21 protein-coding genes are annotated in these 20,024 nt (G+C 51.7%); 3 read left to right on the top strand and 18 right to left on the bottom strand.

Annotated features, from left to right (window positions below):
- Window positions 1-68 precede the first annotated feature (68 nt).
- From ypeB to D3P08_RS08420, 5 genes are all read right to left on the bottom strand, one after another.
- On the bottom strand, window positions 69-1,424 hold the full coding sequence (gene ypeB, locus D3P08_RS08440; RefSeq protein ID WP_119599071.1) for a germination protein YpeB: 1,356 nt from the start codon (window positions 1,422-1,424) through the stop codon (window positions 69-71).
- 305 nt (window positions 1,425-1,729) lie between these two features.
- Window positions 1,730-2,425: a glutamic-type intramembrane protease PrsW gene (gene prsW, locus D3P08_RS08435; RefSeq protein WP_119599070.1), complete on the bottom strand. Its 696-nt coding sequence runs from the start codon at window positions 2,423-2,425 to the stop codon at window positions 1,730-1,732.
- A gap of 15 nt (window positions 2,426-2,440) precedes the next feature.
- Window positions 2,441-3,688: a Glu/Leu/Phe/Val family dehydrogenase gene (locus D3P08_RS08430; RefSeq protein ID WP_119599069.1), complete on the bottom strand. Its 1,248-nt coding sequence runs from the start codon at window positions 3,686-3,688 to the stop codon at window positions 2,441-2,443.
- 138 nt (window positions 3,689-3,826) lie between these two features.
- Window positions 3,827-4,441 (bottom strand): genetic competence negative regulator, encoded by a 615-nt coding sequence (locus tag D3P08_RS08425; RefSeq protein WP_119599068.1) that lies wholly within the window; start codon window positions 4,439-4,441, stop codon window positions 3,827-3,829.
- Between the two features lie 205 nt (window positions 4,442-4,646).
- Window positions 4,647-4,964 carry a hypothetical protein gene (locus D3P08_RS08420; RefSeq protein WP_119599067.1) on the bottom strand — a complete coding sequence of 106 codons (318 nt, stop codon included), beginning with the start codon at window positions 4,962-4,964 and terminating at the stop codon, window positions 4,647-4,649.
- 156 nt (window positions 4,965-5,120) lie between these two features.
- Between D3P08_RS08420 and D3P08_RS08415 the strand changes: the two genes are divergently transcribed.
- Window positions 5,121-5,981 (top strand): polysaccharide deacetylase family protein, encoded by an 861-nt coding sequence (locus tag D3P08_RS08415; RefSeq protein WP_119599066.1) that lies wholly within the window; start codon window positions 5,121-5,123, stop codon window positions 5,979-5,981.
- A gap of 29 nt (window positions 5,982-6,010) precedes the next feature.
- On the opposite strand, the gene D3P08_RS08410 is transcribed toward D3P08_RS08415, so the two are convergent.
- A complete protein-coding gene (locus D3P08_RS08410; protein WP_119599065.1) occupies window positions 6,011-6,247 on the bottom strand; it encodes a hypothetical protein in 237 nt (78 codons plus the stop codon).
- Window positions 6,244-6,837 (bottom strand): CPBP family intramembrane glutamic endopeptidase, encoded by a 594-nt coding sequence (locus D3P08_RS08405; RefSeq protein WP_119599064.1) that lies wholly within the window; start codon window positions 6,835-6,837, stop codon window positions 6,244-6,246. Before D3P08_RS08405 ends, D3P08_RS08410 begins: the two co-directional genes overlap by 4 nt.
- A 68-nt stretch (window positions 6,838-6,905) precedes the next feature.
- Between D3P08_RS08405 and D3P08_RS08400 the strand changes: the two genes are divergently transcribed.
- Complete coding sequence (locus D3P08_RS08400) at window positions 6,906-7,823, top strand: hypothetical protein (protein ID WP_119599063.1); 918 nt, start codon at window positions 6,906-6,908, stop codon at window positions 7,821-7,823.
- A 200-nt stretch (window positions 7,824-8,023) separates the two neighbouring features.
- On the top strand, window positions 8,024-9,616 hold the full coding sequence (gene serA / locus D3P08_RS08395) for a phosphoglycerate dehydrogenase (RefSeq protein ID WP_119599062.1): 1,593 nt from the start codon (window positions 8,024-8,026) through the stop codon (window positions 9,614-9,616).
- Between the two features lie 114 nt (window positions 9,617-9,730).
- On the opposite strand, the gene D3P08_RS08390 is transcribed toward serA, so the two are convergent.
- From D3P08_RS08390 to D3P08_RS08340, 11 genes are all read right to left on the bottom strand, one after another.
- A complete protein-coding gene (locus tag D3P08_RS08390) occupies window positions 9,731-11,197 on the bottom strand; it encodes a HAMP domain-containing sensor histidine kinase (protein WP_119599061.1) in 1,467 nt (488 codons plus the stop codon).
- Complete coding sequence (locus tag D3P08_RS08385; protein WP_119599060.1) at window positions 11,198-11,914, bottom strand: response regulator transcription factor; 717 nt, start codon at window positions 11,912-11,914, stop codon at window positions 11,198-11,200.
- A 27-nt stretch (window positions 11,915-11,941) separates the two neighbouring features.
- Window positions 11,942-13,201, bottom strand: a complete 1,260-nt coding sequence (gene ccsA / locus D3P08_RS08380) for a cytochrome c biogenesis protein CcsA (RefSeq protein ID WP_119599059.1) — start codon at window positions 13,199-13,201, stop codon at window positions 11,942-11,944.
- Window positions 13,198-14,874 carry a cytochrome c biogenesis protein ResB gene (gene resB / locus D3P08_RS08375; protein WP_119599058.1) on the bottom strand — a complete coding sequence of 559 codons (1,677 nt, stop codon included), beginning with the start codon at window positions 14,872-14,874 and terminating at the stop codon, window positions 13,198-13,200. Before resB ends, ccsA begins: the two co-directional genes overlap by 4 nt.
- Window positions 14,875-14,886: 12 nt before the next feature.
- Window positions 14,887-15,417: a redoxin domain-containing protein gene (locus D3P08_RS08370; protein ID WP_119599057.1), complete on the bottom strand. Its 531-nt coding sequence runs from the start codon at window positions 15,415-15,417 to the stop codon at window positions 14,887-14,889.
- Between the two features lie 84 nt (window positions 15,418-15,501).
- Complete coding sequence (locus tag D3P08_RS08365) at window positions 15,502-16,245, bottom strand: pseudouridine synthase (protein WP_119599056.1); 744 nt, start codon at window positions 16,243-16,245, stop codon at window positions 15,502-15,504.
- Window positions 16,246-16,299: 54 nt separating this feature from the next.
- Window positions 16,300-16,803, bottom strand: coding sequence for a spore maturation protein (locus D3P08_RS08360; RefSeq protein WP_147381792.1), 504 nt, complete (start codon window positions 16,801-16,803; stop codon window positions 16,300-16,302).
- Window positions 16,804-16,828: 25 nt separating this feature from the next.
- On the bottom strand, window positions 16,829-17,491 hold the full coding sequence (locus tag D3P08_RS08355) for a nucleoside recognition domain-containing protein (RefSeq protein ID WP_119599054.1): 663 nt from the start codon (window positions 17,489-17,491) through the stop codon (window positions 16,829-16,831).
- A gap of 36 nt (window positions 17,492-17,527) precedes the next feature.
- Window positions 17,528-18,703 (bottom strand): D-alanyl-D-alanine carboxypeptidase family protein, encoded by a 1,176-nt coding sequence (locus D3P08_RS08350; RefSeq protein ID WP_119599053.1) that lies wholly within the window; start codon window positions 18,701-18,703, stop codon window positions 17,528-17,530.
- 165 nt (window positions 18,704-18,868) lie between these two features.
- Entirely contained in the window at window positions 18,869-19,357 is a 489-nt protein-coding gene (gene ytfJ / locus D3P08_RS08345; protein WP_119599052.1) for a GerW family sporulation protein, read from the bottom strand.
- On the bottom strand, window positions 19,330-20,019 hold the full coding sequence (locus tag D3P08_RS08340; RefSeq protein WP_119599051.1) for a DUF2953 domain-containing protein: 690 nt from the start codon (window positions 20,017-20,019) through the stop codon (window positions 19,330-19,332). Before D3P08_RS08340 ends, ytfJ begins: the two co-directional genes overlap by 28 nt.
- Window positions 20,020-20,024 lie beyond the last annotated feature (5 nt).

The following is a 20,024-nucleotide window of genomic DNA, read 5'->3' as shown; positions in this document are numbered from 1 at the left end:
CTATACTTCAGTCATTATAGCATGACAAAAGGAGGGGATCTATATCGATATTTATGCCAAAAGAACTATTAAGAAGCGGCAGCGCGGTCCTCGGAGGTCATCTCTTCAATCGATTCCTCGAGTCCCGTCTCCGAATTGATGTAAATCCGGTAGTTCGAGCCGTTAATGCTGCCCGTAAATTCATAACAGAGCACTTCCTCGCCCATTTCGCCGTCAATCAGCGCAAGCTGCTCCTTCGTCACTTTCAGTTCCGGATTAAGCGCCTTTCTCGCTTCCGCTTTTCCAATAATCGGGCTAGGCATTTTGCGTTCATGCCGCTCGTACACATACTCGCTGGCTTGCAGGCCGACCGTTTCTCCATTATCCAGAGCGACCTTAACCGTCAGCTTCTCCGGATAAATTAATACGCCGTTCTGCGTGCTGACGTAAGTAAAGGTGCCCGAAACATCGTTCGTGTCATAGCTGACCGCCCGCATCCCTTTAAATCCTTTCTCTTCGAGAAATTTATCCGCGGACGCTTTCGCCTGCTCGAGCGAAACCTTCGGCGCGCCAAGGTCCCTGAACTTCATAAACCAGATGAGCTGGGCGCCTCCTCTTTGCGTGAAATCCATTTGGATTTTGCGCGACGGATCGTCCGGGAAAGCAACGGCGGAATACGAGGAAAACTTGGTTCCTTTGCCGTTCTCCGTAATGGTGATCTGCGAAGGATCCACCTGCATGAACCGGGCCGCCTTCTCACGCACCTCTTCAGGCTTCGCAGGTTCTCCGCTCAGCATCTTGATCGTGTTCTTCTCATATAAGCTAGTGACGGATGGTCCCCAATCCATTTCCGGATACTGGCCGACCTTCTCGTTGACATTCCGCAGACCGTCGACGATGATATTTCCGCTCTCCTGCTGGTCCTGCGCGATCGCGACCTCCACATCCATCCATCGCAGGTTGTCGTTGATGACATCCTCTTGCATGCGGTGAAGATCTTTAGCGATTTCATTGGACTTCTGATACAACGTTTGCAGCGTTTTGTACTCGTTGTCCGTCAAAGGCTGCTTTGTTAAATCGCGAACGGCCGTCTTATAAGCGAAGTTCGAAATGTGGGAGAGAAAGTCCTCCGCTTCCGTAAACGGCAAATAGCTTAGAGGGAGCTGGCTGATCTCGTTTTGCGCTTGGCTCGTCAACCGCCATACGTTAACCAGACCTTTACGGTGATACCCGTTGGAGGTCGAATTGACCGCAAGCGTATTGCCAAGCTGCTCATGCAGCTTCTCCACGTGGAAGGTTAAATCGTGAAAAGCGCGCTGATATTGGTTCTCCGCCTTGATAAGAATCGAGTTTTTTTCCTGATGCTCCTGATAACCCCAATAAACCGCGCCGATCAACAGTACGGCTACGATCGGAAACATAATCGAGCTGAGTCTACTGTACATGCAAAAAGCTCCTTTCTTATGCCAAACCTGGTGTTAGTTTGGATTCGCGAAAGGAGCTTTATGCATATTCTGTATGGATTTACGAGCGGAATTAAGGGCATTAAACCGGATGCTCTTCAATCTCCAAATCTTTACTATTATTGCAGATGCATTGTTTAAAGCCCGTATCGATCATGCCCTTGTCCCGTCTTCCTCTCAAAACGAATTTCTCACCGCATACATTGCATCGAATCGTAACTTTTACGCGAGCAGCTTCCATATATTCCTCCTGTTATACCAGATAACAATAAGTATAGACGGATCCGCTACAATTTAACCTCGTCCTCCCGGCTCATAAGCCGGAACGGCGATCGGTCGTTCGCGTGGTTCATTTTACGTAATCCCCAAATCCATAGGATGATCATGAACGGTATAATGAACCATACCCAATATTGTTTGATTCCAATGATGATAAAGTCATACAACCCGTGAAGCGCGAGCGGGAGCACAAACGATATGGCAAGAAACAATATGGATTTGGACGATTTCTCAAACTTGGCTTTGCCAAGATAATACCCCATCATAACCCCAAACAAAGCATGGCCGGACACCGGCAGCACCGCCCTGATTAGGAGCGTTCCGACGGATGAAGGCGAGTAGATCGCATACAATACGTTTTCTACGGTTGCAAAGCCGAGCGAGATGGACGCGGCGTAGACGATGCCGTCATAAGGCTCGTCAAACTCCATGTGGTTGTAGATGACATGGTAAAGCACGAACCATTTCAAAAACTCTTCTACAAAAGCCGACTGCACAAAAGCCGACACGAAAGCGGCGTCCCCAAGCCATATTTGGAAGCCCCGCTGAAGCACCATGATCGGCACCACAATCAGCATTCCGAGCAGGAACATTCGCACAACCATATGAATCGGTTCGGAATCGTAACGGTCCCGAAGGTATAAATAAGTCAGCAGCGATATGCCTGGCGCTATCGCCGCTGTCAGAACTGAAAACAAAAGCATCTTGTCCCTGCTTTCCTACACCCACCCGCGGAACCTGACCGCTTCGGCCAATTTGCGAACGCCGGTCATATAAGCGGCAAGCCGCATATCGACCTTGCGGGTTAAATGTATGTCGTAGACGTTCTCGAAACCGCGAATCATCATGAGCTTAAGCTTTTCGTCGATTTCTTCTTCGCCCCAATAATAGCCTTGGTTGTTCTGGACCCATTCGAAATACGAGACGATCACGCCCCCGGCGCTTGCCAGCACATCGGGGATGAGGAGCACTCCCTTTTCCGTCAGTATCCGGGTTGCTTCGAGCGTCGTCGGGCCGTTCGCGGCCTCAACGACAATCGAGGCTTTCACGCGGCTCGCGTTTTGTTCCGTAATTTGATTTTCGATAGCGGCGGGAACCAGCACATCGCATTCCAGCTCCAGCAGCTCGGCGTTCGTAATCGTATTCGAAAATAAATTCGTCACGTTGCCGAAGGAATCGCGCCGATCCAGCAAGTGAGGGATATCGAGTCCGTCTTTATTATACAACGCGCCGTTCACATCGGAAATACCAATTACTCTTGCGCCGGCCTCATGCATAAACTTGGCAAGATAGCTGCCCGCGTTGCCGAAGCCTTGAATGACAACACGCGCATTCTCGATCGGGATTCCCTTAAGCCTCAATGCCTCATGAATCATGATGACAACCCCGCGCGCCGTGGCTGTCTCCCGGCCCTTGGAGCCTCCGAGCACGATAGGTTTGCCGGTAATGAATCCGGGCGAATCAAACTCGCGTATCCGGCTGTATTCGTCCATCATCCATGCCATAATTTGCGAATTGGTCATCACGTCAGGAGCCGGAATGTCCTTGGTCGGGCCTACCAGCTGACTGATCGCTCGAACATAGCCGCGGCTGAGACGTTCAAGCTCGCCGAACGACATTTTGCGGGGATCGCACACAATACCGCCTTTTCCGCCGCCATATGGCAGATCGGCGATTCCGCATTTGAGGCTCATCCAAATCGATAACGCTTTTACTTCCTTCTCCGTCACGCCCGGATGGAAGCGAACGCCTCCTTTTGTAGGACCGACGGCGTCGTTATGCTGCGAACGGTAACCGGTAAACACTTTCGTTGTGCCGTTATCCATCTTTACCGGAATCCGGACAGTGAGCAGCCGGATCGGTTCCTTCAGCAATTCGATCATGTCTTCCCCATAGCCCAGCCTTTTTAACGCCTGTTCGATCACGACCTGCGTCGCATGCAGTACATCGTTCATCGTCTCACCCATCCTGCCCTTCCGCCTTGTTCTACAACTAATATGGACCCCATAGGCGTTAGCTATTCGGACAGGACGTTATGAAAAAAGAACATCCCCGGGCTCATGTCACAGCCCATCGATGTTCTTGTATGCAAGCGAGGTTACCCATTAAAATTGAAAGTGCTCGCAAATTTCCTTCACCGCAGATTCGGCCATGATGACCTTTCCGTACTCCTCCAGCATTGCGAACGTTACGGAAACCGCTTCCCCGTATTCCGCAAGAAGGGCGATAACCGCTTGATGCTTCGAAGCGTCCACATACGCCGGTTCGATGGCGAGAATCCACTTGCCGTTGTACGAGTACAGTCTGCCGCTTTCGGTCAATGCGGAAGCTTTCAGCTGCTTCGCGGCTGAGATCACGTCTTCGAAATCGCGGAACGCGTACATGACAACGTCGCTTTCCTCCATTGTCACTTCCATATCGTATATATCGTCTTCCAATTCGTCCTCTTCTCTCGAACGTTCATCTCCCGCGTGGTTCGATTTGCCGCGGGTCACGATGATGACCATGCCTTGGGCTGGCATTGCCAGCACTTCAACCGCCAAAGGACCGCTCGCATCGAAGCCGAGCTCCGTATAAGCCTGCTCCATCATTTCCAGGAACAGCTCGTGAAGCTTAGGCGGCTCGCGCCACATATCGTCCTTCTGGATCCCCCGTTCGAGCAAGTCGTCGAACGTCAGGAAAATCCGTATTCGGTCCTGACTAAGTCGCTCGATTTTCATGACAGGATCCTCCTTTGCAGCATCTGTCGTAATAGCGTATGAATCTGAAGCACGAATGTGCATAAAATGGACTCATACTGGCTATGTAATTACTTTATCATGTCTGGAACACGATTGCACTAGATTTGGCTGAAAAAAAAGAATCGGCAAGGCGCTTTTCAAAGGAAAGCTGCCGCACCGATTCTTCACGAGCTGAATGAACACACTAATGGTGGGAATGGGAAGACGATTCCGCTTTAATTTTGTTCACTTCCCGCTTTACGGACGGGTCGCTCTCAACAATCGCGTTAATTTGCTCCCAAGCGGCTGCGGATTTTGCGGCGGTATCTTCGGAGTGCTTTGGGGCAAGTGCCGCTGCAGCCTCCTTTTTCCATCCGCCGTTCATTACTTTCGTTACGGATTTGCTTGCGATATCGGACATTGCGCTCGACGCCCACGCCATCGCGCCTGGACGCTTCCGGGAAAGATATAAAGTAGCCGCGGCGCCGAGAAGTCCGCCTAGCATAATTCCACTCATTCTCATCGTCAGACACCTCCTATTCGAATACAGGTGTAGTTTGACCCCTCGGCCTGCCCGCCATGCGATATAAATAAAGGAAACGATGCAGTCCGCAAATTCCGATCTTATGTTAGAATGTTAGCGAAGACATCACGATACTCGCTTCATATGGAGGAAAAAATGCGCAAAAAATGGACATTTTTTATCGCCCTTATCCTTGTGGCAGGCCTTGCAGGCTGCTCGAACGGCGAAAGCGATACTGCCGCGTCCAACGCGGTCTTAATGGAGCGGGCGGATGAGCCTGCTTCTTCCGAACCTGCCGCTAGCGATCCTGCCGTTACCGTCTCCGCAGCTGCAGCTCCGACGCCCACGGCTGCCCCTGCCCCGGACACGGAAGCGATTCAGCAGCCGCTTTACCGGCTCAACGAGGTTTACCGCTTCGTGCCCATCCGGGACGATGTTCCCGACAAAGCCGTGCTGCTTACCTTCGATGACGGTCCGAAGGATGAAGCCATCATCGAAAGTCTGATGGATACGCTGGATAAACATAACGCGAAAGCGATTTTTTTCGTCAACGGCTACCGGGTCAAACAAAACCCGGAGCTTTTGAAGCTAATATTTGAGCGCGGCGGAACAATCGGCAATCATTCCTATGATCATATCAATTTGAAAAATGAAGAGGCCTCCGTCGTCGAGGAGCAAATTGGAAGTGTGCAGACAGCTGTAGAGGAGCTGACCGGTGCGCGACCGAAATTTTTCCGGCCGCCATTTGGCGCAGGGGACGAGGCTGTCAAAGAAGTCGCCAAAAAGCACGGCCTTCTATATATGACGTGGTCGAACGGATCGCTCGATTGGGACAGCTCCGCCCGGGATAAACCGGAGGTTGTTGTCAAAAATGTAATGGAGCAGCTGCATCCAGGCGCCAACATCCTGATGCATGAGCTGCAATGGACGGCGGACGCGCTCGATGAGCTGCTCTCCAAAATTGAAGCGGAAGGCTACGTATTTATAGATCCGGCAACGATAGAAACCGTCGAATAAGAATTGTTCTATCCAAGCAGCTGCAGCGATCAAGGGCTGTAGGTGTTGCCGTACCAGAATAAAAAGGCGACCAGGCCAACAAACAAAACAAAAAGAATATTATAATACCATCTATTCACTTTTTGGATGCTAGAAGGAAACTTCTTGCGTCTGGGCGGTAGATTAAGCGGCGCCTCATCCTCGGATGACGCCGTATTCGTCATGTCGTTCCGTTGTTCGGACTTCTGCCTGCCAGCGGAACGGCCATGTCTCAATTTCCTGCTCATGACTCCCTCCTGAATCGAATAATAAGACCCATCACCAGGTCGATGATGAAATGCGCCGCTATCGGCGCCCAAAGCGTGCCGCTTTGCTCGTATATCCAGCCAAGGCCGTAGCTGATGGAGAACACAAGGCCTGTCGGGATCCAGTGTCTCAAATAACGAACGTGGATCGTCGCAAACACAATGCTTGTCCAATACGGCCCGATTGCATGCTGAACCGCACCGCGAAACAGCAGCTCCTCGCATATTGCAACGATAAATGCGATAAGCACGATATGCCAGACCGGCCGTTTCCGGAAGATGCGGTCATTGACTCCCCCATCGTCGGCGGCCTCCTCCGGCACCCAGCGGGAAATAAGAAGGTCGACGGCTATGACAGCAGCCGCTAAACCGGCTCCCCAGTATAGAAAGTTGAGCTCATTCGGAATGGCTAGCAGGCTGAACAAATTTTGACGCTGAAATAAAATCCATATGATACCGATAATAAGAGTAAGCGCTTGGGTAGCGTACAAATTTATTAGTAGCATGCGGTCATCAATTTCGTCAACGTTCACCTTGCGTACACGAATATTCCGCGGATCGAATTTTTTCATAGCTGCGCGCCCCGCTCTCATCAATTGTAGTTTTACTATTCATATAGAAACATCGAAGGAGATTTAACATGGAAAAACGATTAACGATTTCAGCAATGTTATTCAGTGTAGGTTTTGTATTTATGCTCGTTCTTGCGGTAGGCGCTTTTTTCTTCGGCGTGCAGGTCGGCTCCGAGAAGATCGAAGCCAAATATACGGCCGCAAAGGCCGAGGAAGAGAAAGGCAAGGTCGACGATTCCGCTACGCCGTATCAGCAACAGGATCTCGTATCCTTCTATCTTACCGTATTTTCGCCTTACCGTGAATTTCAAACGGAGTGGCTGTCCGCGATGGACAAGCTCTCCCGAGGCGGCAATGTGGATGCAAGCTCAGCATTCAAAAATCTGTCCAAACTAGCTTCGAAAAAAGCCGAGGAGGCCTCCTCCTTCAACATGCAGAAATCGCCTCTGCTGGGCGATGCGCAAGTCGCTTATATCCGAAGCATGAAGCTGTTCAAATCGGCTGCGGATAAAGCGGCCTCCTCGAAATCGGCGTCGCATGCCGACCTATTCAAAGCTGTTCTTGCGGACAGCAACTATAAGACCGCGGTCAAAGAATCGCTGGACGGCCAGAAGGCTTATTATGAAGCGATGCAGAAATGGGCGGCGACGGTCGATATCAATATCCCTGCGGTAGCGAAGACGCCGGATCCGCTCAGTGTCGCCAAATGGAACGCGATGCCGATTACGGTTAAAAACCTAGTTATCGCAGACTATTTGGCGAAGCAGGATGAAATGAACAGCTTCTATCCTCATGATTTGACGAGCCGAGTCGACGAATTTATTAAATCGGGACAAGCGTCCAAAATGAAGCTGCAGACGGTTAACGGCATCGTGGAGCTTCTGATCGGCACGAAGGCTGTCGATTTCGGCGATTTCGGCCCGAACAAAGAACAATTTTACGCATCCGAGACACTGCCGCAGCTGCCATTTTTCTACTCGGAATAACATTTGTCGAACGGTGTGTTTGAATCATAACGAAATTTTCACAAATGAGCAAGTTTGTCCATTGCAATTAACTGCGGTAATGCTATAAAATAGTAAAGTCCTATTCGTTCGTTACGGAACTCTCGACCCGTGTGCTCCAGGGAGTGCGGGCCGAGGGTTTTTCTGTACATATTTCACAATTTCTAGGAGGCCAGTTAGTCATGTACAAAGTGCTAGTGTCCGATCCAATCAGCGACCTGGGGATCCAACAGCTTGTCGAAGCAACAGATGTGGTCGTCGACAAAAACCCCGGGTTAAGCGAAGACGAATTAACGGCAATAATCGGCGAATATGACGCCTTGCTCGTTAGAAGTCAGACGCGGGTAACCGCAAAAATAATGGAAGCAGGCAAAAAGCTGAAAGTTGTCGGCCGCGCCGGCGTCGGCGTCGACAACATCGATCTGGAGGCGGCTACGCAGCGCGGTATTATCGTGATTAACGCGCCGGACGGCAACACCATTACGACTTGCGAGCATACCTTTGCGATGATGATGGCCGTTGCCCGCCATATTCCGCAAGCCTATGCGAAGACGGTAAGCGGAACGTGGGACCGCAAATCCTTCCTGGGCGTTGAGCTTCGCAACAAAACGCTTGGCGTACTCGGCATGGGCCGCATCGGCAGCGAGGTTGCCAAACGCGCCAAAGCTTTCGGCATGAACATTATGGGCTATGATCCGTTTATGACGGAAGAGCGCGCGGAGAAGCTGGGCGTTAAGCTGGCAAGCGTGGATGACATCGTTCGCAATGCCGATTTCATGACCGTTCATACGCCGCTTACACCGGAAACCCGTCATATGATCGGCAGAGCGCAATTCAGCGTCATGAAGCCTGGCATGCGTATCGTCAACTGCGCGCGCGGAGGCATTATCGATGAGATCGCGCTTGTCGACGCGATTGACCAAGGTATCGTTGCAGGCGCTGCATTCGACGTATTCGAAGTGGAGCCGCCGGCAGCCGACCATCCTTTCCTGAACCATCCAAAAATTATCGTTACTCCGCATCTTGGCGCGTCGACCGTTGAAGCGCAAGAAAACGTCGCGATCGACGTGTCGGAGCAAGTGCTTCACATATTGCGCGACGAGCCGTTTATGAACGCGGTAAACATGCCGCCGATTCCGGCGAACCTGCAAAGCAAGCTGCAGCCTTACTTCGCGCTTGGCGAGAAGCTCGGCAGCTTCATCGCTCAGTCGACGGAAGGAGCGGTACAAGAAATTGTCGTCAGCTACTCCGGCGAGCTTGCGGAAGTGGATACACAGCCGCTTACCCGCTACATCGTTCGCGGCGTGCTGTCGCATCATCTGGGAGCCGACCAAGTTAACGTCGTCAACTCCATGCACCTTGCGAAGCTGCGCGATGTCAATATCGTCATTCAGAAATCGCACGCGTCGAAGGACTTTACCAACCTCGTTACCGTTGCGCTCCGCACGAAGAAGGAAGAGCATGTTGTAGCCGGCACGCTGTTAACCGGCTATGGCCCGCGAATCGTGCAGATTGACAAATATCCGGTAGACGTAACGCCTGAAGGCAACTTGATTCTGATCTCGCATAACGACAAACCGGGCATTATCGGCCGCGTAGGCACATTGCTCGGCAATAACGATGTCAACATCGCGACGATGCAAGTCGGTCGCCAGCTCGAAGGCGGCTCCGCGATTATGGTGCTCCGCGTAGACAAAGGCACGCCAAAGGATGTGCTCGTTCAATTGACTAGCATGCCTGAGCTTAACACCGCAAAAGAAATTATTTTGCCATAAATGTTTCACGATAAACAAGATTTATCGTAAAGCTTCAACAAAAAAAGCGTTCCCGAGCGGGAACGCTTTTACTGTTTTCTTTCTTTGCGGACAACTTCCGCATAGTTCAGACATTTATTCGTGGGCTTCGACAGGCAGAAGCAGCGTAAATGTCGTACCGTTTCCGTTATGGCTGTCGACAACGATTTTGCCGTTATGCAGATCAATCAAGTTTTTGACGATAGCAAGCCCAAGGCCCGTTCCGCCTGAGTTGGCTCTTTTCCGCGCTTTGTCCGCTTTGTAAAACCGTTCGAATATATAAGGAACGTCCTCTGGCGGAATCCCGGCGCCTTCATCCTTCACTTTCAGCTGGATATACGCTTTTCCGCTCACCATCTGCTCTTCCCCTGAGATCGTAATCGACTTTCCGGCCGGCGTATGCCGCAGCGCGTTATCCAATAAGTTCGTCAGCACCTGCTCAAGCCGGTCCTCATCCGCCTGCTTCATGATAAGCGGATTGGACTCCGGGATATCGGCCGTAAGCGTTACCTCACGCTCCTTGGCATACACCTGGAACTTGCGGTGAACCCGCTTTACGATGTTTCGCAGATCGACTTGCTGGAAATGCATTTCGACATGGCCGGCTTCCATCCGCGCAATGTCCAGAAAGTCATTAACGAGACGCCCCATCCGCAGCGATTCATCATAAATGACCTGAACAAGCTCTTTGCGCTCCTCCGGCGAAGCGACGATATCATCGAGCAGCGCCTCGCTGTAGCCTTGCAGCATCGACAGCGGCGTACGAATCTCGTGCGAGACATTCGCCACAAAGTCGCGTCTTAGCTTATCCAGCTTATGCTCCTCCGTAACGTTCCGAATCACCGCTACAGCCCCGCGAACGAAGCCGCCGGACTGCAATGGCGCCATCACGACGGACCAGACGCTGCTGTGGACGTGAACCTTGCCGGTCTGATCCTTCCCTTCCCTCATCACGCTTTGGAACAGCTCGCGCAGCGGCATCGGTACGCCGGCCAAGCTTTGACCGTTGTCCCGGGTTTCTTCCTCCCAGCCTGATTCCAGGCTGGACCAGCCGTCTAGCAGCAAATGCCCGCTCGGGTTCGTCAGAATGACCTCTCCCTCCGCGTTAAACGTAATGACGGAGTCCCCCATGCTTCGGAGGACGCTGGCCAGATGATTTTTCTCGTGGTTGAGCGCGTGAATCAGCTTCTCGAGCTGCTCTGTCATATGGTTAAACGTATTGGCCAGCTGGCCGATCTCGTCCGAGGAACGAATCTTCACGCGCGTGCTGTAATCGCCCTGCGATACGGAATCGGCCGCATCCTTCAGCTGCAGGAGCGGCTGCTGGATTTTGGATGATAAAAAAAACGCAAAAAATGTGGAAAGCAAAAAGCCGATAATAGCCGTAATAATAAACAGCACTTTAATGTCATGCGCATTTTCGTCAAACCAAATATCGATATATTGCAGCAGAAATACGCCCAAAATAAGCAAGACGACGGCGACAAGCAGCATAATGGTCGCCCACAGCTTGCCTACGACGCTATTCCAAAGCAAACGCGCCAGTCGGTCCCACAGCTTCATTTATTTCGGCACCTCTAGTTTATAGCCTACTCCCCACACCGTTGTAATCATGGCGGCAGCTTCGGAGGATACCTTGTTCAGCTTCTCGCGAAGACGTTTCACATGGGTGTCGACCGTACGCAGATCGCCGAAAAATTCATAGTTCCATACATCCTTCAGCAGCTCCTCGCGGGAAAATACCTTATCCGGCGATACGGCCAAATAATGCAGGAGCTCGTATTCCTTCGGCGTGAGGCTCACTTCCTGTCCGCCCGCCGTTACGCGATGCGCGTCATGCTCGATAATTAAGTGAGGGAAAACAATATTGTTGCTCGTATTCATTTCCTTCGTCAAAAAAGCAGTGGCGGAGGAACGTCTCAATATCGCCTTCACCCTATAGATGACTTCGCGAGGACTGAACGGCTTGACGACATAATCGTCCGCGCCTACCTCAAAGCCTTGCACGCGGTTCATTTCCTCGCCTTTGGCCGTCAGCATAATGACCGGCGTCGCCTTGACTTGACGCAGCCTGGAGCAAACCTCCACGCCGTCGATGCCCGGCAGCATTACATCCAGCAGAATAAGCGCGTAGTCCGTATTCGACGCGAGCCTTAGCGCGGTTTCACCGTCCTCGGCTTCGTCGATGGTATAGCCCTCTTTCTCCAAATACATTTTCAGAAGACGGCGAATGCGTTCCTCGTCGTCCACAACCAAGATGCGGTTCCCGTAATCGGACATCAATAGCAGCTCCTCTCAAGCGCTTTATTAGGTGCCGGAATAGGAATGGAGACCGGCAATGACAAGATTAACCCCAATCAAAGTAAACAGTACAATAACGAAGCCGATGACCGCGAGCCACGCGGAACGTAGTCCTTGCCAGCCCCGCGACAGCCGGAAATGGAGATAAGCGCTGTAGTACAGCCAAGTAATAAGCGCCCATACTTCCTTCGGATCCCAGCCCCAGAAGCGGCCCCACGCCTTCTCTGCCCAGATCATGGCGAAGATCAGCGCGCCGAGCGTAAAGACCGGGAAGCCGATTACAATTGCCCGGTAGCTGATTTCATCCAGGTCGTCCGGATCGATCCCTTCCAGCGCCGGATGGATTACCGCACCAAGCGGCTTGCGGGAAATCAGGCGAAGCAATCCGTAAAGGACGAGTCCCGACAAAATGGACCAAATGACGGTATTGAATTTGCGTCCGGCGTTGACGCCGTTCATCCATGACGGCGCTTCGAACAGCGGTTTGTCCATGCCAAGGAACGACTCGTACGATTCGACCTGGCTGTTGTAAGGCTTCACAATCGGCGGCATATAATAATTTACGGTCTCCACTCTCGTCTGCTGCTGGCCTTTGCTGTCGATCGTCACGTTCTCCTGCGTAAACGTCGCTTCGTAGCCGGCTGCGCGGAACGAGAAGACGACGATAATAAAGCCTACGATAACAAGGATGGTGCCAAGGGTAAACTCGACCCAAAACTGCTGTCTTCTCGCGGATTTCGTCTTCTCGGTAAAGTTGACGACACGCAGCAGGTACATCAGTCCGGCTGCAAATCCGACGGCAAAAAAAGCTTCGCCGAGCGCGGCCGTCGTAACGTGAACCTTAAGCCAAATGCTCTCAAGAGCCGGGATGAGCGGCTGTACCTCCGACGGGAACACCGATGCGTAAGCGACGATAATGATCGTCAGCGGCAGCGCAAACACGCCGAGAAGCGGTTTGCGGTACATCGCGTAAACAATCGTATATGCGATCATAATCGCCATCGCGAGGAACGTCATAAACTCGTACATATTGCTGGTCGGAATTTGTCCGCTGCCCGCCCAGCGCGTAAAGAAGAAGGTCAAGTGAGCGGCAAGGCCCGCGCTCGAGACGACAAAAGCAATTTTGCTCCACCGTCTCACATGCTCCTCAGGCTCGCGGTTGCCCCACTTCTTGCCCGCTATGGCAATGACATAGAATAAAAACCCGAAGCAGTATAGAAAAAAGGCGACTAAAAAAGCGTCACCGCTAAAATCAACTAAGTTCACGCGTTTTTCCCTCCGTTATCCAGCGTCTTCGGATCGACCGAAACGCCGATTTTCTTAAGCGCGCTCGCAATGTCCGAACGCATGCCGAACCAGTTTTTGTTCGTATGGGCGCCAAGCGCAAGCTCGCCGTCGTCAACGCGAAGCCAAATGCGGCGATGCTGCCAGTAAGAGCCCATAATTAATCCTACCATCGAGAAGACGGCACCGATCCACAGGTATGGCAGCGCTTTGTCCATACGGACGTTCAGATGTGTGGTCGCCTCCGAAAAATCAACGTTCTCCATGCCTTCCACGCGAATTTCGATTTTATCCGCCAGCTCTCGGTTAATCGTATCCTGGGCGAATTTCACCTTATCCTTCTGCATCGGGAAATAAATATAAGGCTCCCCATCCTCCGCAAGGCCAGGTCCTTTCACCGAAAATACAAAAGCGGGAGCATTCGGCTCACGGGATAACGTCGTCGGCTTCCCTTCGCTGTTCAGCGCAAACTCCATATAGTTCGCAATCAGGTCAAGCGTAAATGGCCCTAGCTTATGCTGAGTTTCCGCTTCTTTCATCGGCAGATAGAAGGGCCCGTAAACCTCTCCCGTTCGCTTGTCGACAAGCACCGGCTTAACGGAATTTAATCTCGGCGTCAGGTCGAAGTCGAACTGATAGAGCTTCAAGCCTTTATAGGTGAGAGGATGGTTGACGGTAATGTCGTCCTTTTTCACCTCTTCGAGCACAGGCTCCTTGAGCGGATCGCTGCAATTGCTTACACATTCGTACAGGATAGCTTTTGTTTCGTACTTTTTGGCGCGGGCAGTCCCCTTCAGCTCGTCCGGCAGCTCATCGTCCGTATAAAATTCAACGGTAAACTTCTCGCTTTTCAAATAATAATTCGTACCGGCAATCTGCACCGTGTCCCCGTCAGGAACACTGATGTACGTATCCATCTGCCAGCCGGGAATGCTTCGGGCCAATATCGCAAGCAGGAACAAAATAAGGCCGATATGATTAATATAAGGGCCCCATCTGCTGAACCGGTTTTTCTCCGCCAGCAATGCCGTTCCTGTGCCTTCCTCGAAGTGCACCTTGTAGCCTTTTTTCTTCAGCGCCTCGCCGTAGCTCGCCACCCATTCCTTCGAGTCGCCTTCAATCCGGTCCCGATAAACCGCTTTCTGACGCAAAATAAACTGGTGATGCTTCCTGATCTGCTGCTTCTTCAGCGCGCGGTACAGCGGAAGCACGCGGTCCAAGCTGCAAATGACGAGCGACGTGCCGATCATGACGAGCAGGCCGATGAACCACCAGCTTTCGTAGGTATGAGATAACCCGAGCAAATAATAGATTTTCCCGAGTATCCCGTAATTCTCTTGATAGTAGCTTGCAGGATCGGGAAGATTGATAAACGTATTCTCCTGCGGGTAAATCGTACCCAGCATCGCCGTCACAAACGTGATGACGATCAAATAGATCGCGATTTTAACGGAAGAGAAAAAATTCCATATCCGGTCGATAATCGAAGGGTTGCTCTTCTGCGACCTGCGTGCAACCCCGTCATATCGCATCTCCAGCGGTTCTTCGGATTTCGCCAGCTCCTTGTCGAGCGGCTTCCCGCATGATTCGCAAAGCACCGTTCCTACGGAGTTCTGGTGCCCGCATTCACATTTTGTATTTTCTATTGATAACACGTAAGCGTCCTCCTACAGCTGCAGCAATCGTTCTACCCGTTCATCGATGTCTTTCTCCAGCATTCCGCCGACAACGACCTCCATCAGCGTGCCGTCCGGTTTGACAAAAAATGTTGTCGGATACTGTCTCAGCCCGTAGCTGCGTTCCGTCTTGCGGTTCACATCGCGAAGAATCGGATAGGTCAACTCGAAGCGCTTCACGAAGTTGTTCACCGTCAGGGTGTCTTCGCTCAAGTTGATAGCCAGTATAACCAAATCCTTATCCTTCCATTTCGTATATTGCCGCTCAAATTCCGGCATTTCCTTCACGCACGGTTCACAGAAGGAGCCCCAGAAATTGATAACGACGGGTTTGCCCTTATAATCGGACAAGCTTACGGTGCCTCCGTTCAAATCCGCAAGCGTAAACGCCGGCGGCTCGCTTCCTGCCTCCAATGGGCCGGACTTGTCATCGCCGAATAGAGCGGACCATATCGCGTATCCGCCAATGACCAATACGGCCAGCAAAATAACGATCTGCACCGTTCTGCGCGATTTTCCCATCTATGTATTCACCACCAGTTCTATCGTCCAGCTACTTTAGATTCATTATAACGAAAAGTCGACGGCAATAAATGCCGCCGTCGCTCACTTTTTATGAACTTTATGTGTCTTGCGGGCGCTGGCCAGCAGGTCCTTCACCTCTTGCGGCGTTAGATGCCTGTACTTGCCTCTGCCCAGCTGCTGCAGCCCCAAATCGCCGAACTTGATCCGCTTCAGACGAATGACTTTATGGTTGATCGCATCGAACATGCGGCGCACTTGGCGGTTGCGGCCTTCGTAGATCGTAATCGATATCGTCGCCTCATTTTTTTCCGTATCCACGTCATGGTATTCCACTTCCGCAGGAGCTGTCATACCGTCCTCAAGCTGGATCCCTTTCTGAAGCTGTTCCAGGGCGGAGCCGTGAGGAATGCCCTTAACGGTAGCGAGGTAGGTTTTCGGCACGTGATGACTCGGATGCGTCAGCATATTCGCGAAGTCGCCGTCATTTGTCAACAGCAGCAAACCTTCCGTATCGTAATCCAGACGTCCGACAGGATAAACCCTCTCTTTGATACCCGGTAAAAAATCTGTGACGATTTTGCGCCCCTGCGGGTCTTTGGCGCTTGTAATAACGCCCTTAACCTTATTCATCATGATGTAAAGCTTCTTCTCGCCTTTTACGGGCTTTCCGTTCACCGTAATGACATCCGTCGCCGGATCCGCTTTAACGCCCAAGGTCGTAACCTTCTCGCCGTTCACTTCGACAGCGCCGGACAAAATGAGCTCTTCGCATTTCCTCCGGGAAGCGACCCCCGCTTGGGCCAATATTTTTTGTAAACGTTCCACTGCTTTCACCTCACTCTACATCATAACGATATAGGAGGCAAAGCACAAGTTCGCTTAACGGAATATGTACATGCAAATAAAGATCGCCGCAAAGAAGCCGACAATATCGGAAAAAAGCCCAACCTTAAGCGCGTAACGAGTACGTCTGACAGCAACAGCGCCGAAATAAACGGTAAGCACGTAAAAGGTCGTGTCCGTGCTTCCTTGAATGGTGGAAGCGATTCGTCCGATCATGGAATCGGGACCATAAGTTTGAATAAGATCTGCCGTAAACGCAAGTGAGCCGGCTCCTGTTAATGGTCTTAAAATGCCAAGGGGCAGCACTTCGCTCGGTATGCCCAAATAATCGAATGCGGGACGGACGGCGGAAAGCATCATTTCCATTGCGCCAGAAGCTCTAAACATGCTGATCGCCACCATCATCCCGACAAGCGGCGGAATAATCGAGATCGCGGTGCCGAACCCGTCTTTGGCTCCTTCAACGAAGGTTTCATACACCGGCTGTTTGCGGCGAAGCGCCGCGTAAAGCGGGATAAATACGATAATGGCTGGAATCATCCATACGGATACTTTGGAGAAGAGCTCATACAACTTCCCCACCTCCCGACGTATGGCTTGCTGGGGTTATAGGCTTCGTTGCGTGATGTAATTGCGGTGATGAAGGCGGAGTTTGCGAGCGGCGGCGATACCAGCGGTCGGCGGCGATTGCGGCAGCCGTTGCGACAAAAGTGGCTGCCAGCGTTGTGCCGATAATTTCCGCCGGATTCGCGGAGCCGTAATTCATGCGGATCGCGATAAGAGTCGTCGGAACAATCGTTATGCTGGAGGTGTTTAACGCGAGCAGCGTACACATGGCCGGCGTAGCCGTGTCCTTATCCGGATTCAGCTTCTGAAGCTCCTGCATCGCTTTGATGCCCATCGGCGTTGCCGCGTTGCCAAGTCCAAAAAGATTCGCGCTTAAATTGCTCATGATGTAGCCTAGCGCGGGATGATCCTTCGGGATGTCGGGGAATAGCCAGCGAACGATCGGCCGAAGCGCTTTCGCCAGCTTCGCCAGCAATCCCGCGTCCTCCGCGATACGCATCATCCCAAGCCAGAATACCATAATGCTGATTAAGCCAAAGCTGACCGTGACGCCGGATTTGGCTCCTTCGAACGCCGCCTGCGTCACCGTGTCTATTTTGCCGTTAAACGCCGCAACAACGACGCTGATTACGATAAAAAACAACCAGATCCAATTGACCATTGTTTTTCCTCCCCCATAAAAAAAGACTTGCGGAATTTAATGAAAAAGCGCTTGTATCGAGTTTTTAAATCGGCCTGCTACCGTATGTTCCTCAGCCGACCGCCGGAAATCCGCCAGCGTCTGCTTGCTTCGCTCGGAGCGGTCCGGCTGCTGAAGTCGTACGTCCCCCTGATCGTAGACTGGCACCGCCCCCACACGTTGATCGTTCACGAATATTTCAAGCTTACCTCGTTCCCCTAATCGGTAAGCGGTAGAAACCGGGTCGATTAACACGAGCTTTTTGTGAATGCCGCCTTCTTCATCCGATCTCATCGGGTACCGGAAGCTTTGTCCGACAATATATGGATATCCGGCAATTTCCTCGCCTTTTCTTGCGATCGTATGGAGAGGGAAATGCTGATAGCCCCAATCCAAAAGCTTCTTATGATCCGCCCAGTCGTCGCTGTCATTGATCGTGACGGCGGCAAGCCTTTGGCCATTGCGTGTTGCCGAGCTGACCAGGCAGCGAAGCGCTTTTTTGGTATAACCCGTCTTTACCCCATCGGCGCCGTCATACATGGACAGCATTTTATTTTTGTTGCGCCAGCGGTAATCCCATTTCTCATGCGGATTTGGCGCGCTTTTTACTTTTGTGCGCACAATTTCGGCGAATACCTCGTTTTTCAGCGCGTAAGCCGTAAGCTTGGCCAAATCATTTGCGGTCGAATAGTGACCCTCCTGATCCAGGCCATGCGGATTCATAAAATGCGAATTCGCAAGTCCGATTTGTGCAGCTTTTTCATTCATGAGGTAGACAAAGCCCTCTTCTGAGCCGCCGACGTGTTCGGCGATGGCCGTTGCCGCATCGTTGCCAGAACGAAGCATAAGGCCATACAGCAAGTTGGACAAGCTCATCTTCTCGCCGAGCTTTAGATAGATGGACGAGCCTTCTTTGCCGACCGCCCGTTTGGATACCTTAACCATATCCGTTAATCTGCCGTGTTCGATTGCGACAATTGCAGTCATAATTTTCGTCAGACTGGCGATCCGCATCGGCTCATCGCCGTGGCTGCTGTACAAGAGACGGCCGGATTCAACGTCGATCAAAGCCGATGCCTTCGCATGTGTGCTAATATTAGCCGGCGCGGCGTCGATTGACAGGGCGGGACTTGCGCATAAGCCGATCATCGCGGTCAACGTCAGCAACAGCAGGTACAGCTTCACGACTTTCATGATGGTTCACGACTCCTCTCGGTGTAATGTCATCGGTTGGTGCGTCGTCATGCACAAACAAACACTTGCTTTAGTATATGCTTGTACGGGGAAAGGTAGACGAGCCGATTCCTGCAAATAAATGAAAAAAAACTGCCCTCTCGGGCAGTTAGGAAAGAGGTAACGCTATTGCTTCTGCGTTTCGCTGGCAACGGTACCGTCAATGATCGTTGTCGTCGTCGTCTCCGTAAAGTCGGAACCGCCGGAGGATTTGTTCATCATGGATTGGATCTTGTCAAACACTTTTGGCGCAGAATCAATGACTCTTTCCATCAGATGGGTTTGGTTATCGAGCGGTACAATCTTCACGCCATGCGTACCTACCACCAAGAAAGCAATCGGGGTAATCGATACGCCGCCGCCGCTGCCGCCGCCGAACGGCAATGCGACAGAAGCATTATGCATATCCGTAGATGCGCCGGAGCTGGAACCTTCTTCATTCATGCGGATATCGCTTCCGCCAGCGACAAAACCGAAGCCGACCTTCGATATCGGCATAATCACGCTGCCGTCAGGCGTTTGTACCGGATCGCCGACGATCGTGTTCACATCAACCATTTCTTTAATGTTTTCCATAGCGGTTTGCATTAGGCCCTGAATAGGATGTTCTGCCATGTTTTAATGCCTCCCTTCCATTTCTTCATGCGAGCTAATAACTGCAGTCCGGCAAGGATAGCATAACCGAAGCGGATTTGAGCTATGCACGACCACTCCGTTGTAAATGAAGGATGCTTGTAATCTGGCTCGACCGACATAGCGGGATGGCTTTTTAGCTGAACCATTTGCGAGATAAGCCCGAGTATCGATGTTTTAATGGACCATACCGCTCCCGTCGCCATTGCCGTCCACATGGCATCGCCTGTACCGAGCGAGGTTGTCCAGTTCCACTGGATCAATTCGACGCGCGACAAAGTATCTTTTGCCCAGCCCTTCAAATCGCGCGTCAAATGCAAGATCTGCTTGTATTTATCGATTGCCCGCTCGACTTTTTCTTTATTGATCTCATTCTCAAATTGTTCCCAAGTGTCGATTCCGGCATTCGTCGCTTTCACCTGCTCTTCCACTTTTAACGATAAGCCCTTCCACTTTACAATCGGGATCTTGTAACGGAACCGGATTAGCCCGTACAACGCCTTAACCCTTAGCTCCGCAACATCGTTTTCGCCGACTCGCTTCGCATATCCCTTAATGACGACGGGAGACGCTATAGCAAGCGCGATGACTAGCAAAAAAAAGAAACCGCCGGCCATAATCCAACCGTAGGGGTAACCGGGCATTACGC

Source organism: Paenibacillus nanensis, assembly GCF_003583765.1.
Classification (GTDB): domain Bacteria; phylum Bacillota; class Bacilli; order Paenibacillales; family Paenibacillaceae; genus Pristimantibacillus; species Pristimantibacillus nanensis.
Note: the sequence above shows the minus strand (reverse complement) of the source record. Positions and strands in the feature narration are given on the sequence as shown.